Source organism: Cellulomonas sp. ES6 (assembly GCF_030053835.1).
Lineage (GTDB): Bacteria > Actinomycetota > Actinomycetes > Actinomycetales > Cellulomonadaceae > Cellulomonas.
The window spans coordinates 2867919-2883297 of the sequence record NZ_CP125655.1; the positions used below are offsets into that span (position 1 = coordinate 2867919).

The 15379-nt window shown below is 74.8% G+C and carries 15 protein-coding genes; all 15 read right to left on the reverse strand.

Translation table 11 applies throughout. The features are described 5' to 3' along the window. Nucleotides 1-56: 56 nt before the first annotated feature. Nucleotides 57-2345: a hypothetical protein gene (locus tag P9841_RS13350; protein WP_283319136.1), complete on the reverse strand. Its 2289-nt coding sequence runs from the start codon at nt 2343-2345 to the stop codon at nt 57-59. Next, entirely contained in the window at nt 2342-2935 is a 594-nt protein-coding gene (locus tag P9841_RS13355) for a hypothetical protein (RefSeq protein WP_283319137.1), read from the reverse strand. The genes P9841_RS13350 and P9841_RS13355 overlap by 4 nt, the downstream gene beginning before the upstream one ends. Then, nucleotides 2932-3156, reverse strand: a complete 225-nt coding sequence (locus P9841_RS13360; protein WP_283319138.1) for a hypothetical protein — start codon at nt 3154-3156, stop codon at nt 2932-2934. Before P9841_RS13360 ends, P9841_RS13355 begins: the two co-directional genes overlap by 4 nt. Beyond that, a complete protein-coding gene (locus tag P9841_RS13365) occupies nt 3153-4970 on the reverse strand; it encodes a type IV secretory system conjugative DNA transfer family protein (protein ID WP_283319139.1) in 1818 nt (605 codons plus the stop codon). The genes P9841_RS13360 and P9841_RS13365 overlap by 4 nt, the downstream gene beginning before the upstream one ends. Beyond that, nucleotides 4967-6445, reverse strand: a complete 1479-nt coding sequence (locus P9841_RS13370) for a putative type IV secretion/conjugal transfer ATPase (protein ID WP_283319140.1) — start codon at nt 6443-6445, stop codon at nt 4967-4969. The genes P9841_RS13365 and P9841_RS13370 overlap by 4 nt, the downstream gene beginning before the upstream one ends. Then, entirely contained in the window at nt 6442-7890 is a 1449-nt protein-coding gene (locus P9841_RS13375; RefSeq protein WP_283319141.1) for an SCO6880 family protein, read from the reverse strand. Before P9841_RS13375 ends, P9841_RS13370 begins: the two co-directional genes overlap by 4 nt. Beyond that, nucleotides 7890-9743 carry a hypothetical protein gene (locus tag P9841_RS13380; protein ID WP_283319142.1) on the reverse strand — a complete coding sequence of 618 codons (1854 nt, stop codon included), beginning with the start codon at nt 9741-9743 and terminating at the stop codon, nt 7890-7892. The genes P9841_RS13375 and P9841_RS13380 overlap by 1 nt, the downstream gene beginning before the upstream one ends. A 7-nt stretch (nt 9744-9750) precedes the next feature. Next, on the reverse strand, nt 9751-10083 hold the full coding sequence (locus P9841_RS13385) for a DUF6112 family protein (protein ID WP_283319143.1): 333 nt from the start codon (nt 10081-10083) through the stop codon (nt 9751-9753). Nucleotides 10084-10176: 93 nt separating this feature from the next. Next, nucleotides 10177-10467, reverse strand: a complete 291-nt coding sequence (locus P9841_RS13390) for a hypothetical protein (RefSeq protein ID WP_283319144.1) — start codon at nt 10465-10467, stop codon at nt 10177-10179. 7 nt (nt 10468-10474) lie between these two features. Next, a complete protein-coding gene (locus tag P9841_RS13395; protein ID WP_283319145.1) occupies nt 10475-11125 on the reverse strand; it encodes a hypothetical protein in 651 nt (216 codons plus the stop codon). Further along, a complete protein-coding gene (locus tag P9841_RS13400) occupies nt 11122-12258 on the reverse strand; it encodes a C40 family peptidase (RefSeq protein ID WP_283319146.1) in 1137 nt (378 codons plus the stop codon). Before P9841_RS13400 ends, P9841_RS13395 begins: the two co-directional genes overlap by 4 nt. Before the next feature lie 123 nt (nt 12259-12381). After that, the gene (locus tag P9841_RS13405; protein ID WP_283319147.1) at nt 12382-13071 is read right to left on the reverse strand and encodes a hypothetical protein; all 690 of its coding nucleotides are present in this window, start codon (nt 13069-13071) and stop codon (nt 12382-12384) included. A 17-nt stretch (nt 13072-13088) separates the two neighbouring features. Then, the gene (locus P9841_RS13410) at nt 13089-13904 is read right to left on the reverse strand and encodes a DUF2637 domain-containing protein (RefSeq protein WP_283319148.1); all 816 of its coding nucleotides are present in this window, start codon (nt 13902-13904) and stop codon (nt 13089-13091) included. Beyond that, the gene (locus P9841_RS13415) at nt 13901-14920 is read right to left on the reverse strand and encodes a helix-turn-helix domain-containing protein (RefSeq protein WP_283319149.1); all 1020 of its coding nucleotides are present in this window, start codon (nt 14918-14920) and stop codon (nt 13901-13903) included. The genes P9841_RS13410 and P9841_RS13415 overlap by 4 nt, the downstream gene beginning before the upstream one ends. Further along, nucleotides 14917-15360 (reverse strand): hypothetical protein, encoded by a 444-nt coding sequence (locus tag P9841_RS13420; protein ID WP_283319150.1) that lies wholly within the window; start codon nt 15358-15360, stop codon nt 14917-14919. The genes P9841_RS13415 and P9841_RS13420 overlap by 4 nt, the downstream gene beginning before the upstream one ends. Between the last annotated feature and the right edge of the window lie 19 nt (nt 15361-15379).

The following is a 15379-nucleotide window of genomic DNA, read 5'->3' on the forward strand; positions in this document are numbered from 1 at the left end:
GCGCCGCCGCACGCACCCTTGCAAGGCCGATACCGCCCCGGGCCGGCGTCGGCGGCTCACGGGACCACCGCCATGCCCGGGCCACTGACGACCAGGCCGTCGGCCGACACCGACCAGGGGTAGGAGCCCGCGGTCAGGCCGGTGATGGTGCCCGAGAACGACCCCGAGCCCGTGCCGATCGTCTGCGAGACCGAGCCGATGGTGACCACCACCGGACCGCTGACCCCGGAGGTGACGGCGCTGACATTGACCTGGCCCGGCTTGCGGGAGTCGGAGGACACCACGCCGGGGTTGATCTGGATGTTCGTCGAGGGTCCCTGCCCCGTGGTCGGCGTGCGCGGCGGATCCGCGGCCGCCGGGGTGGACGGGCTCGACGTGGTACCCGCGGTGCCTGCCGAGCCCTTGCCGGTGGCCGCAGCGGAGGCCTGCGCGCGCGCCTCGGCCTGACGCTGCTGCTCGGTCAGCCACGCCGCCTGCGCGTCGCTCACGGCCTGCGACGCGCTCGCCAGGGCCGCGGTGGCCGCGGTCGCGTCGCCGGCGGCCAGCGTGAGGTCCTCGGCGGACTCGGCGTCGACCTCGCGGTCGCGCACGGCGCTGCCGGAGTCGATCGCGGCCTGGAGCCCCTGGCGCACCGCGTCGTCGGCGACCTGCTGCGCGCTGGCGGCGACCAGGCTCGCCGCGGCGTCGATCGCCGCCGTGAGCTCGTCACGCGCCTGCAGCCAGCCGTCGGTCGCCTGCTGCAGCTCCCACGCCTGCTGATCGGCGGCGACCGCCTCGACGGCCGCGGCGAGCACCGCGCTGGCGGCGATGACACCGCGGGTCGCCTGCTGCCACTGCGCGCTCGAGGCGTCCTCGGCGTGCTCGCCCGGGCGTCGGCGTGCCTCGACGGCCGCGGACAGCGCGGTGCTGAGCTCGTCGCGGACCCGCTCGTCGGTGACCTTGCCCTCGGAGTCCTGCAGCACCTGCTCGGCCGACTGGATCTGCTCGGCCAGGGTCATGCGCTCCTCGACCCACAGGCTGTAGGCGCTGGTCGCCGCGTTCTGCGCGACCGCCCGCCACCCGAGCGCCCCGGCACCACCCAGGACGACGACCAGGACGACCGCCACGACCAGCCACCAGCGCGGCCGGCGGGAACCCCTGGCCGGCGCCGAGGTGTCCTGCGCCGCGACCTGCGCCGGCACCGCTGCGGGCGCCTCGGCCAGCACCTCGGCCGGGACGTCGTCCACGTCGTCGCCGGGCACGTCCTGGCCGAGGGCCGCCAGGGGTGCGGTGTCGGCCTCGCGCGGACCCGGCGGCGGGCTCGCCAGCGCCTGCTCACGGGCGGCGGCGGCTGCCCGGCGTGCGTCCTGCAGCTGCCGTTCGGCGGCCTCGCGTGCCGCCTGCTGCGAACGCTCCTGCTCGGCTGCCCGCTGGGCGGCCTGGGCCTGCTCCCACGCCGCGATCGCCGAGCCGAGTGCGGCGGTGGCATCCGCGACGGTGGCCCGGGCGGTGACCGCGGCGGTCACCGCGGCGGTCAGCTCACCGAGCTCCTGGCTGGGTGCGGCGCCGAGCAGCCAGCCGGCGGCGTCGACCGCGTCCAGCAGCGCCCTGCGCCCGGCGGCTGCCTCGAGGTCGGCGGGCACGGCGGCCAACGCGGCGACGGCCGCGTCCACGGCCTCGCTCAGCGCCTGGTGCGCGGCGGCCCGTGCTTCCAGGGCGCGCCCGCGGGCCTCCTGCTCGAGGGCGGCTCGGCGCGCCGCCTCCCGCTGGGCGGCCTGCTCGGCGCGCGCCCGCTCCTGGGCGTCGCGCAGCTCTCGCGCCATCCGCGCCACCTGCTCGGCGCGCGCCCGCGCCTTGGCGGCCGCGGCCTCCCGCGCCGCGTGCTCGGCCGCCTCCCGGCTGCGCTCGGCGGCCATCGCCTCGCGCAGATCCCGCTGGGTGGCCCAGGCGTCACGGGCATCGATCGCCGCCACGTCGATCGCGTCGCCCTCTTCGCCGGCCACCTCGGCGTCGAGGACGTCAGGCTCGCCCAGGTCGACGACCTCGGCGTCGACCACCTCGACCCCGAGGTCGTCGACGACCTCGAGGACCGCGAGCTCCAGGTCCTCGGGCTCGGGCGCGACGGGCTCGGTCGGCTGCAGGACAGGGACCAGCGCTGCGGACTGCGGGTCGGGCGGTGGCGTCTCGCTCGGCGCCGGCGGTTGGGCCACGGTGCCGCGGCGCCGTCCGATGCGCCGCCGCCCCTTCTTCTCGGGAACCGGGGCGTCGGCGGTTCGCGCGCCGGGCGTCACGCCGCCGGCGGCCAGCTGCTCGATCAGCGAGACCGGACGGGTGGGCGCGGCCTCGGGGCGCACGTCGGTGCTCATCGCGGCTCCTCGTCGCGTTCGGCCACGGGCCAGGTCCAGGTGAACGGCCCGGCTTGCGCGCCGTACCCGCTGCGGCGCTGGTCGGCGGACGTGTCGTCCGCGCCGCGCGCCTGGTGGCTGTCGAGGCACCGGGCCCCGGCGCCGATCTCGCCCAGCCGGGTGCGGGCGTGGGTCAGGTTGCTGGCGAACGCGATCGGTCCGGCGTGCTGGTTCGCGCCGTGGGTGGCGTGGTGCAGGCACATCAGGGCCCACAGCTCCTGCACCAGGTCCGGGTGCTTCGGCCAGCACGCCGGCACCACGCGCCGGGAGATGTCGTAGACCTCCACCAGCCACTCCACGAAGTAGGCCAGGCGCCCCATCGCGGCCTCGACGTCGTGCTCGGAGGCGGCCGCCCACCAGAACACCTTGGGCGGACCGATGGGCGGGGCGTCCATCGGTTCGGCGGCTGCCGGCGCCGTCGGCACGGGCTGCTGCTGTTCGGCGGAGGCGTCGGCCAGGATGCGGGTCGCCGTGACCAGTCGGTCGGCGTCGTCGCTGCCGAGCGCGGCGAACGCGGCCTGGACGGCGTCGTCGTGCTCGCGGGTGCTCACCGCGCCCCCGCAGCCGCGACCTGACCGCCGGCGGCCGCGAGCAGCCGGCCGGCGACCTGGAACAGGGCGGCGCGCGGGTCACCGCCGCCGGCTACCTGGCGGGTCACGGCCGCCAGGCACCCGTCGCACAGCGGCCCGAGGTCGGGGCGCTGCTCGGCGCCGGGACCCTGGCACAGCATGCAGCTGCGCTCCTGGGCGGTGCGCTCCTGGGCGCTGCTCACTGCGCGCGCACCGGGTAGGAGGGGGCGACCTGGCCGGGCACGACCGGGTGCTCCTGGTGCCAGGCGAGCGAGGCGCGGACCTGCTCGGCCCAGGGACGCTGGGGCCAGTTCACCAGGTCGACCGCGATCGGGCGGGTGCGCCCGGCCACGGCCAGTGCGAGGTCCTCGGGCAGGCGGCGCAGCTCGGCGGCCGAGACCAGGGGGACCATGTGCGGCTGTTCGGACATGCTGGTCGTGGTCTGGGTGCTCCAGGACCGCGACGTCTGCTTCACGGTGCGCTCTCCGAGCATCGCGGACAGCTCACGCAGGTGCGGCTCGTCCATCGACCCGCCGAGCAGGACCCGCACGGCGTTGTCCCACATCGACTGCTCGGCGTCGTCGCCGTAGGCGTCGCGGGCCTGCGCGCGGGACTGGAACGCCACGACGACTTGCAGGCCCTCACCGGACCCTGCGGCCATCGCCTGCGGCAGAGCCGGCCAGGGGTGAATGTTGGCGATCTCGTCCAGGACCATCGTGACCGGGGGCTCCGCCCGCCCGGCCGGGGAGGTCTGGGCGGCCTCGCGGACTGCCTCGGCGATCGTGTCGAGCAGCATCGACATGAACCCACCGACCGACGCCCCGACTGAGGCCGAGTCCCGCCAGCGGGAGATCGGGTAGAGCGTGCCCGCCTCGGCGAGGAACGCCCGCGGGTCGAACGCGTCGGGGTCGCGCGGGTCGACGTCGAACATCTCCCGCACGGCCGGTACGTCGAGCGAGGCGAACGCCGTCTCGACCCCGAACCACTTGTTCGACCGCATGCGCGGGTCGTCGCCGCGCACGGCCTCGATCGTGCGGTCCCACCCGGCGGCCGACTCCCGCTCGAGGATCTGCATGGCCTCGGCGGCCTGCAGGGGGGACTTCGACCACCGGTGCAGGTCGTGGATCGAGCGGTGCCCGATCGCCGCGGCGTGCAGCAGCGCCTGCACGATCCCGCCGGCGGAGGTGGCCCACACCTGGTTCTCCCCGGACAGGCCGGTGCGCGAGACCAGGGTGGCCGCGCGGCGCTGGGCGATCGCGGGGTCCTCGCAGCGGGCGAACGGCGGCCACTTGATCGTGGTCGCCCGATGGCTGACCCGCTCCGGGTCGAACACCAGCACCGGGCCCGTGGCGGCGCGCAGCCCGATCGTGGCGGCCATGTTGTCCGCCCGGGTGGAGGTGGCCACCACCGCCCCGGGTGCCTCTGCGATCGAGGCGATGAGCACGCCCAGGCCCTTGCCCGAGCGGGCCGGGCCCACCAGGTAGACCGGCTGCTCGCTGGAGACCATGACGTCGACGGTGCGCGAGGTCCCCAGCCGCCACGCGACGTCGGTCGCGGTCAGCTTGCCGGTCGCGGCCAGGGTCGGGCGCACCCGCTTGCCGCGCTCGAGCACGGCCGACGGGCCGACGGTGGTCTCGATCTCCCGGGCGCGGGCCATCCCGGGACGCGAGAGCAGGTCGTGGCGCTGGCGGGTCGCCGACAGGCGGTAGCGCACCCACCACACCAGCAGGCAGGTCGAGCCCACCAGCCAGCACACCAGGGTCAGCGCCCCGCCGATCGTCCGGGCCACGGGGTGCACGCCGACCGAGCCGGTCACGACGAGCCCGGCCAGCCACACCAGGGCGCCGGCGCCGATGACGCCGGTGATGGTCTTGTCATCGAGGTCGACCAGCACCCGGTAGGCGTTGGTGTGCCGGCGCAGCGCCCGGGCCACCGGCCCGCGGCTGATCCTGCGGCCCACGGCGCGGACCTTCGCGGTGAGCTGCTCGGCGTTCTCGGGCAGGGTCATGGTGCTCATCCGGCACGCCCCTCGTCGGTGTTGAACTTCTCGTAGGCCAGTGGGGGCACCAGGGGGTGCACCAGGACTGGGGTGTGGGCGCCGATCCGCCACAGCCCGACGCTCTGGGGCAGCCGGGTGACGAGGTCGAGCTCGGCGGGGGTGGGGCGGATCATCTCCTTGAACAGCGGCAGCGACTCGGCCGACTGGTTGTAGATGATCTTGATCGGGGACTTCGAGATGATCCCGGCGACCTGGTTGCGGTGCGCGGAGTCCGACTCGCCGAACATCGACTGGTCGGCCAGCTCGTGGAAGATCAGCCAGGAGGACACCCGCCAGTCACCGGCCATCCGCAGCCGCTCGTCCATCGCGGCGACCTGGTAGGGGTTGCGCAGCTCGTCCCAGCCCTCCTCGGACACCACGACCCGGAACCGGCCGTCCCTCGAGCGCAGCGTGGCGTCGATCCACGACGAGATGCAGGCCGTGGCCACCGCCCGCACCTCGGGGGCCGCGTGCCGCATCGAGGAGGTGTCGACCACGGTCATCGGGCTGTCCGGGTCGAGCGCGACCGTCGAGGGCCCGTCGAACATCCCCGACATCGGGCCGGTGACCAGGCGCCCGAACATCAGCGACAGCACCCGCGGTGCGTCCGGCCCGACCAGCTGCACCAGGTCGGCCGGCGGGTCGGTCAGGAACGCGACCAGGTCCCGGATCGTCGCTCCGACCGCGTGAGCCGACATGGCGGTCACCGCGGTGTCGATCGTGGTCTGCTCGAACTCGTCGAGCGCCTTGCCCGGGCGCAGGATCGCCACGATGGACCGCAGTGCGTTCCCGCGCCGGTCCTCCACGACCCGCTGCCACTGCTGGGGGTCGACGTCGCCGGGGCGGCGGCCCTCGTCCAGTGGGTTGATCACCGTGCCGACGCCGGGGCGGATCACCACCCCGCCGACCGCGTAGCCGATCGGTGCCCACTCCCCCTTGGGGTCGGACTGCACGATCACGTGCCGCCCGGCCTTGATCAGCCGCACGATCACGGTCTTGACGCACATCGACTTGCCGGACCCCATGATCCCGAACACCACGACGCCGGGGCTGGTGACCAGCCCGGCGGCGTAGGCACCCCAGGGGTCGAAGCAGAACACCGCCCCGGAGTGGGTGTCGATGCCGATGGCCGGGCCGGGGATGTTCGCGCTCGAGCCGGCCACGAACGGCGTCAGGACCCCGATGCGGGCCGTAGAGGTCTCGTGCAGCGGGGTCTTGACCCCCGGCGGGCCCCACATCGCCTGCTTGCCGATCCGGCCCCACCAGCGGCGCATCGGGATCTCGTCGAGCTCGCCGTCGTCGGCGACGTCGACCTCACCGTGCTTCGTGCCGTACTCGGTCAGGGCGGTGCTGGCCGCCTTGTGCCGGTGGCCGCGGGCGCGGCGGCGTTCGTGCCACGTCGCGCGGCGGGTGTCGGCGACCAGGACCCGGGGGGTGGCGTTCTTGCGGCTCATGCTCGCGGTCCGATCCCGAGCGGCAGGGAGGTGATGAACGAGGCGAACTGCTGGCCGCGCAGCGCGTTGAGACGCGCCTCCCCGGTGTGGGTGTTGACGTACCCGATGGCCTCCTTGAGCTTGGCCAGGTCGGGCGCGGAGACGGTGACGTAGCCGGCGTACTTGGTGTCACCGAAGCCCAGGGACAGCTCCTGGCGGCGCTGGGCGAGCTCGCGGGCCTCGGCGTCGTGGTCGCTGGTCGTGGCCCGGCCGATCTTCTCGCTGATCCGCGCGACGGAGGAGTGCGAGGACTCCGCGCGGCGCAGCCGCACTTCGGCCTTGTGGATCGGCACCGGTTCCCACACCTGGGTGACCACGTGCGGGAACAGCCCGCCGCCCAGCAGCTCCGAGAGGTACCCGGCGGGGACCTCGGTGGAGGGCCACCGCTCGATCCAGAGCGTCTTGTGCACCGCGGAGTCGGTCACCAGGTGGTCGAGCTTCTCGTCGACCACGCCGGTCAGGACCGCGTCCTGGGGCAGGCACCCGTCCAGCTCGGCGAGCCAGGAGGCGGCCTGCGGGTCGAACGCCAGGCGCACCGCGCCGCGGATCTGCGCCTCGGACAGCCACGCGGCACCCTCGGTGCGCACCCCGCACGCCGGCAGGTAGGCCAGCATCGAGGCGATCCGGTCGGCCAGGACAGCCGACATGCCCGCGCGGCCGCCGCCGGCGGCGCGGATCTCCCCGCGGACCTTCTCCTTGGACACCGTGACCGCGATCAGGACGTCACGGTGCAGGACCTCCCCGAGGGTCGGGTGCTCCAGCAGCTCGGCGTACTCGTCATCGACCCAGCTGCCGATGCCGGGGCGGTCGAGCTCGGCCCGCGACCCGGGGAACGTGCGGGCGTGGGAGACCACCCGCACCACGCCCGCGAGGTCGGCCAGCGCCCGGCACATCTCGTCGAACGCCCGCGCCCGGGAGGCCTTGACCGCCGGGTCGGCGAGCATCCACCCGTGCGTCGCGACCCGCAGGACCGCGGTCGCGGTGCCCGCGGCCCGGTCCCACAGGAACGCCGCGCCGGCGAACCGGGTGCCGACCAGCGACAGGGTCTTGACCCGTTCGCCGACCGCGCCGGGCACGTTGATCCGCCCGAGCTCCCGACTCGCCATCGGATCGATGACGGCCCGGGTCTGCCCCAACCTCCTGCGCAGCATGAACACCCCCAACGTCGCCACCCGCGACACGTACGAGCGGCCGGCCCAGGAGCCGGCCCCGAAGATCACCACCGGCAGCGACCACCACAGGGTCTGCAGCAGCCCGCCGGGCAGGTCCCCTCCCATGAACCGCACCGCGGTCGGAGCGACCCCGGCCGCGACGATCACCATCTGCGCCCAGCTGAGCCCGGCGACCACACCCGAGCGGGACAGCGGCGCGAACGACGCAACGGGAACGACGGACTGCTCTGCCATCAGCGACCTCCGAACAGCGAGGGACCGGACTGGCCCCCGGACGACGAACCAGGACCAGAAGGCCGGCGGACGCTGCCGCCACCCGGAGCGGTGCGGGGCCGCGACGCCCCGGTGTCCGCCGCAGGTGCGTCGGGCCCCGGCTGGTTGCTGCCGGCAGCGCCCTGCGCGCCACCACGTTCCGCAGTGGAGCCGCCGCCGCTACCTCCGCCCGGACCGCCGGGAGCGGTGCGTGCGGTCACCACAGATCCGGCGGCGACCCCGGACGCACCGGCCGAGCCAGCCGTCCCGGGCGCGCCTGCCATCCCGGACGAGCCACCCGCGGACGGCCCGCTCGAGCCGGGTGCGGTGAGCAGGTGGTCGTTCGCCCCGGACATCGCGGCGACCGCACTGCGCAGCCGGTCACCGGACTCCCCAGCGCCTCCGCGCCCGGCGGACGTGTCCTGCCCGGACGACGCGTCCGGGGTGCCCTGCGCGGCCGCGCCGGCCACCGCGCTGCGGACCTTGTCGATGCCGGACTTGACCAGACCGGCCCCGGCACCGACGGCCGCGCCCACCGGGCCGGCCGCCGCACCGGCGCTCGCCCCGGCCGCGGCACCTCCCGCGGCCGCGCCACCGGCCCCAGCGCCTGCACCGCCTGCCGCGCCGGACGCCCCCGCAGCCCCGGCCGGCGCCCCGGCGCCAGAGGTCGCCTTGGCTCCGGCGCCGCCGGCGGACTGCCCGGGGGTACCAGTGGGCTGCTGCCCGGGGTCGTTGCTGTTCGTGCCTGTGGCGGGTGCCGGGTTGTCGACGGGCTTGCTGGCGGTCGCGCGCGCCTTCATCGACTCCCGCACACGGTGCGTGGCCTGGTCGACCAGCCGGCTGGTCGCGGTCTGCCCGGCGCTGCGCAGCGGCGCGGCCGCCGCCTGCCCGGCGCGGGACGTCACCCTCGAGGCGCCGGCGTCGGCCAGCTGCCCACCGGCCCAGCCCATGACCGCCATCGACGCGGCCGGCGACATGCACGCCATCCAGAGCCCGACCATCCCGGTGATCAGCGCGCCCAGGTCCGGGGACCCGGTGACCAGGTCCATCGCGAGCACGAGGATCCCCGCGGCGAACACCTTCGCCAGGATCAGCGCGACCACGGCCTGCGCCCACTTGGTCACGACCGGGCGCAGCGCCCGCCACCCCTGGGACATGACCGCGGCCGGGGCGAACCCGACCAGCAGCAGCAGCGAGTAGTTCCGGAACGCCATCACCAGGGACAGCACCAGCGACGGCAGCCACAGCAGGACCGCCCACACCACGAGCATGAACGGCTGGTTGCCGGCGTTGGCCAGCAGCATGGTGAACACCAGGGCGATGTCCTGCGCGGACCCGGACGTCGAGAGCATCCCGATCGCCAGGGCGTCGATCGCCGCGGTGACCTTCACGATCAGCCACACCGCGGTCGCGGTGGCCGGCCACGCGATCAGCGCCCACAGGGCTGCGTAGCCCAGGCGGGCGTGGTCACCGGCGACGATCGCGGCGATGACCTGCACCCCGCACAGGGCGACGGCCACCACGCCCATGACCATGCCAAGCTTGCCGGTCATCGCCGTGGCGATGTTCCACTCCCCGGCGCTGATCGAACCGAGCTGACCGGAGAACGCACCCGTGAGCAGGCCGGTCGTCGACCCGCTGAGCGCACCGGACCAGTCGGTCAGGACATCGTTGACGTCCGGGAGCAGCGACCACGCCGAGCAGGCCGCAGCGACGACCGCGACGGCGAGCGCGCGGGCCCGCCGCGGCGCGCGGGTGATGGCGCGTCGCAGCCGGTGCGCGCGGTCGATCAGGCCAGCGCGCACCGGCTGCCAGACGGCAACGATCTCGTCCATGGGTCGGTCAGAACCCGAGGTAGCGCTCGGAGAACCAGCCGATCGCCCCGCTGGCGGAGCCGATGATCACCGCGGCGAGGGCCGCGACCAGGAACGCCGCACCCGTGACGGTCTGCATCTTGCCGGCACCGGCCGCGCGGCTGATCGCCCAGGCCACGCCCGAGATGACGACGGCGGCGACCAGCAGGATCAGCGCGATGCCGGCCAGACCACCGACCGCGTTCTGCAGCTCGGCCGCGAACGGCCAGTAGTCGAAGTTGATCGTGACCCCGGGGTCGTTCGCCGTCAGCAGCGGCGGTCGGGCCGGGAGGGCGGAGAAGGTGGTCAGCACGCGGCTCATCGGGCACCTCGCTGTCGGTGCACCCGCCCCCTGTGGGTGGGCGCTCGACCCTCCACGTCGAGGGTCGAACCGCACCGCTCGGTCGATACCGCCCTACAGCGGCATGTCGTACTGCATGCCCCAGCCGACCATCCCGCTGAGCGAGCCCAGCACGATGGCGGCGAGGACCGCGGTGATCATCCGCCGCAGCGCCTTGGACGGGATCTCGGCGCCGAAGATCTGCGTCGCGGCGAGCATCAGCGCTCCGGTGACCAGGCCGGCGACCGCCAGGACGATGCCGGTGGCCAGCGCCGCCCCGGCAAGGTCCTGCAGGTTCACCGTGAAGCCGAGCCAGGACCCGTCGAGCTGGAGCCGGTTCAGGGAGTCGTCGAGCCGACGCATCATGTCCTCCTCAGCCGACCGTGACGTCCGAGACCAGCCACGCGGCGGTGGCGTCGGTCCGGGTCAGCGTGATGAACATGGTCTGGCCGTAGGGCTCGCCCTCCCAGCCGTCGGGCGCCGTCGCGAGGCGCTCGACCCACCGCACCCGGTAGGCCGTGGTCGCGGTGTCCTCGGGCTGACCGGAGTCCTCCACCGGCGTGACCTGCGCCGTGGTCGCCCCGCCGTGCGCCTGGAGCTCGGACCACCACGACGCACCGGACGTCACCTGCGCGGCCTGCAGCTCGGCCGCAAGCTCGGGCGTCGTCCAGCGTGTCGCACGCTCGACCGCGGCGGCCGGGCCGGTGTCCGTGGCCGCGTCGACCTCGACCATCGCCGCGGCGAACGCGGCCGCGACCGCGTCGACGTCGGCGCCGCTCGCCGGGTGCTCGTCGCCGCCCGCAGCAGTAGCCCCCTCGCCTCCGCCCGCATCCGGGCGGGTGGTTGGCGTGGGCGCGGTGGGCTCCTGGCTCGCCGCGACGGTGGGTGCCTCGCTCGCAGCGGGGGTCCTCCAGGGCAGTGCGCTGCCACCAGCAGCTGTGACGACCCACAGAGCGATGCCGGTGATGACGATGAGCGCCGCCACCCACCCGATCACGATGGGCGCGCTCAGCTCGTCCTTCATGCGAACCTCCGGATGGACCAGACCATGGCCCCGTAGTAGCGGTTGTTCTGCAGGTCGACGACCTGCACGTTCTTGCCGGTGGTCGGGGCGTGGACCATCTGGCCGTCGCCGATGTAGATCCCGACGTGCTGGTAGCGCTGGCCGCCGGAGTTGGAGAACGCGACGATGTCGCCGGGCTGCATCTGGGAGAAGTCCCGGGCGATGGTGATGCCGCGGTTGTCACGGGCCTGGGAGTCGGCCAGGTGGTCGAGCTGCAGACCGGTCGCGGCGTAGACGGCGTTCAGGACCAGGCCGGAGCAGTCGAACCCGGGGCCGCGCCCGTCGACGCCGATCTTGCTAGGCCCGTTGATCGTGCCGCCGCCCCACACGTACGGGTAGCCGACCCACACCATCGCGGCGTCCACGATCGCGGACCCCGACGCGGTCCCGCCCGGGCCGGCTGTCGGGTCGAGCCACAGGTACCCCGTCATCGCGGCCAGGACCTTGGTGACGTACTCCTGCGCCACGGCCGGGATGCCGCCCGCGCCGGCGACGGCCGACCACCCGGCGTTGTACGCCGCCAGCGCCACCGACACCGGGTCGCCCGTGATCGTCCCGGCGGCGATCGCCGACTCCGCGCGGGCCACCAGGTCGCACAGGTACGCGGCCTGGGAGGTGATGGCGTCCTTGCCGTTGAACACGTCGGCCAGGCCGTCACCGTCGCCGTCGCTGCCCCACTGCGCCCACGTGGTGGGCATGAACTGCGCCAGGCCCATCGCGCCGGCCCACGACTCCGCCCGCGGGTCCCAGTCCGACTCGACGTCGACCTGCGCGGCCAGCAGCGGCGCCCCGACGTCCTCGCAGGTTCCGGCCGCGGACATCAGGACCGCCAGGTACTCCTCGGGGACCTGCGACCGCTCGGACAAGGTGGCCTGCTTGCCGCCCTCCGCGCCGCCGAGCAGCACGACCAGGAGCAGCAGCGGCGCGGCGACCGTCACGATCACCACCAATGCGGCGATCACCGCGGTGATCAGGCAGCCCCGCCCGCCCTTCTTCTTGCCCTTGTTGCCGCCCAGGGCGCCGGCGGCGCGCAGCGCACCGGACTTGCCGCCGGCGACCTTCGCAGCCGCGCCGACCGCGACCGGCGCGGGCATCAGCCCGCCGCCTGATCGCGGCCGGGTCGGGTGCAGGGCTTAGGAGGTTCGACCAGTGTGCGCGAGGACATGCCCGTTCGCGCGCACCCGGTCGCCGGCGTGGAAGCCTGATCACCGGCCACGTCAGACCACCCGCCGCCGGGTGGGGACGGCGGAGCGGCCCGTGCCCTTGAGGATCTGCTGCAGGCGAGGACCGACCCGGGCGGGCCGGCCCTCGAGGTGGCAGTCGAGGAACAGACGGATCTCCGTGCGCAGCTGCTCGCCGCGCACGTCGTGCAGCGCGTCGGACAGCAGCCGCTGCCACGCGGCCGTCCCGCCGGGCCGGGAGATGACCAGGGCGTGCAGGGTCCGCAGCGCGACCGCCAGCTCAGCCAGCGTGTCGGGCTGCTCCTCGGCGTCCACCCGCCCGTCCAGGTGCGCCCACGGTCCGGTTCCGGGCGGCAGGTCCCCGATGTCGCCGGCGATGTCCTGCCCGGGCCCACCGGTCCCGCCGCGCTTGGTCATGTCACCGCGACGCCACTCCTGTACACAACGCACGGCGATCCCGTTGAAGTACGCGCCCAGCGGCGGGCGCGGGTCGAGCGACCGCCACGCAGGCAGCCTCAGCCACGCCGTGGACTGCACCTCACTCATCACCAGGTCGACGTCGCACGAGCGCCCCAGCCGGTACAGCCAGCGGCGCACCATCGGCTCCTGCTCACGCACCGCGCCGGCGAACTCGGCCCAGTTCGGTTCCACCATGTCCGCCGCCGCACCCAGCCCGATCGGCGCCGCGCTGGACCACGGGCGCTGCGCCGGTGTCGGACGGTTCATGCTCAGCACCTGCGCGCTCACCTCGGACCTGCCGTGCGGGGCTCCGCCTCGGCGAACAGCTCCGGGTGCTGCTCGCGCAGGACCCGCAGACGGCGTCGCCCGGTCGACTCGGCACCCACCACACCGTCCTCATGCGCGAGGCGCGCCGAGACCGGCAGGCCGTCACGCACCCGGCCGCGGACCCACGCGAGCAGCGGGTCCTCGTCGGCCTGCGCCAGGTCCTCGACGTTCGCGACCGCGTGCAGCTGCGGTGCCCGCTGCGCCGGCACCGCCTGCAGCAGGGGACGGGGCTCCTCGAGCACCGGCGTCTCCTCGACCCGCACCTGGACCGGCGCCAGGGTCACGTCGATCGCCGCGGGCTCGGCCGCGGCCGGCTCCTCCGCCGGCGCCGGCTCAGCTGGGATCTCGGCGCGGTCGCGGGCGCGGTGGGTCGCGATCATCACCAGCATGTGGCTGGCGGCCAGCAGGGCGACCGGCGGCACCGCGGAGAACGCGGCCGCGGCCCACCGGGCCATGAGCAGGTCACCGACCTCGACGGGGTGGGCGTGCAAGGCGTTGCCCGTCAGGGACACCGCGGAGAACACCACCAGCGACCCCGCCGGGTACCAGGCAGCGCGCAGGCCGTGCGCGCGGAACCGCCACGTGGCCCACGTCGCCAGGACGATGAACCCGTCGATGATGACCGGGAACATCCACGCGATCGCCGGGTCGACCCCGGAGGCGATGCCCACCGCGCGCAGCGCCAGGAACGACAGCGAGAACGCCAGGACGGCGAGCAGCCCGGCGAGCCACAGCCCGGGCCACAGGGCGTGGGCGAAGCCGCGGCGGCTCATCGCTGACCACCCCACGCGGCCAGCCACTGCCCAGCCCGAGCGACGTCCTCCCGGGCGCGCAGCAGGTCGCGCTCGCTCACCCGGCCCGTGTCCAGGCGGGTGAGGGCCTGGGCCAGGTCCCGCACGACGCCGGTCAGCGGCATCAGCAGGACCGCGCTGGACTGTACGGCCGCGTCGCGGTCGCTGACCCACGTCTCGGAGAACACCACCCCGTCGCGCAGGTACCCCGCGGTGGCCACCAGGTCCCGCACCGCGGCCCGGGCCGCCTCGAGCAGCAGGGCGCCGGGGGTCGCCGCCGGGGCGAGGGTGATGCCGATCGCACTCGCCAGGTCCTCGACGTCGACGACGTCGCCCCCATGGATGACCGCTTCGACCCGCCCGCGGGCACCCGCCTCGAGGCCGGCGGTCGCTGCGCTCAGGGCGGACTCGTCGGCCGAGACCGTGGGCTGGGAGACGCCGAGCTCGCGAGCGACCTCGGTCTGAGACAGCCCCTGCGACCGCAGGCGCGCGACCTGCACCTGCCGCTCGAGCACCTGCGCGGTCGAGGCCCGGGCGACCGGGTACGAGCGGGCATCGCGGCCAACCGACCGCCCGCCATCAGGTGTCCAATCTTGGACACCTGATAGCGGCGTGGGCTTCTGCAGGTCGTTGCCAACGGTCCCGCGCGAGACGCCGAGCACCGCGGCGATCGCCCGCACCGACATACCGCCTTCGCGCAGGGCGAGGGTGCGGGCATGGCGTTCCTCGACCGTGGCCCACATCCGCGTCTGGGAGAACTCCGCGGCGCAGTACGCCTCCCAGGACTCGTAGCCCAGAGCGACCCAGGCGTGGCCGTCGTAGGCCGCCTGCACGGCGCCGTCGACCTCGGCGAGCGCGTCGAACGCGGTGACGGCCGCTGAACGGATCCGGTCGGTCACCCCGCGGGCGGCGTCGACCGACATCACCTCGGCGTCAGCGCCAGTCGCGTCGATGACCAGCACCTGGGCGACGGGCGCCGCGGGTGTCACACCGCTCATTCGCCCTGCTCCATGCCGGCAGCCCGTCTATGGCGCCCCCCGGCTGCGGCCCGCGGCCCGCGGCGGCGGCTGGTGGGATCCGGTGCGGAGGTGTCCGCAGCCAGAACCCGCGCCAGGTGGTGGACCGCCAGGACCGCCGCTCGAGCGGCGGCATGGGTTCCCGGGTGCCGGGAGGCCATCGCCGCCTCGACCAGACGCGGCAGTGGCACCCTGGCGAGCTGCGATGCGACCACGGTCCGCTGCGGCGTCGACGCCGCAAGCGGCGGGGATGATGGCGCCGCGGATGCCGCAACCGCGAGTCGGTCGCGGCGCGGCCACCCGGCCGCCGCGGCCAACTGCATCACGCACCGGAAGTCCAGGCGCTCCGCGACGGCGACGTCCTCGCGGGACGCACCGCCGGCCAACGCCTGCAGCACCCGCACCCGGGTGGATTCATCCACCGATACCGGTCTAGTCGCC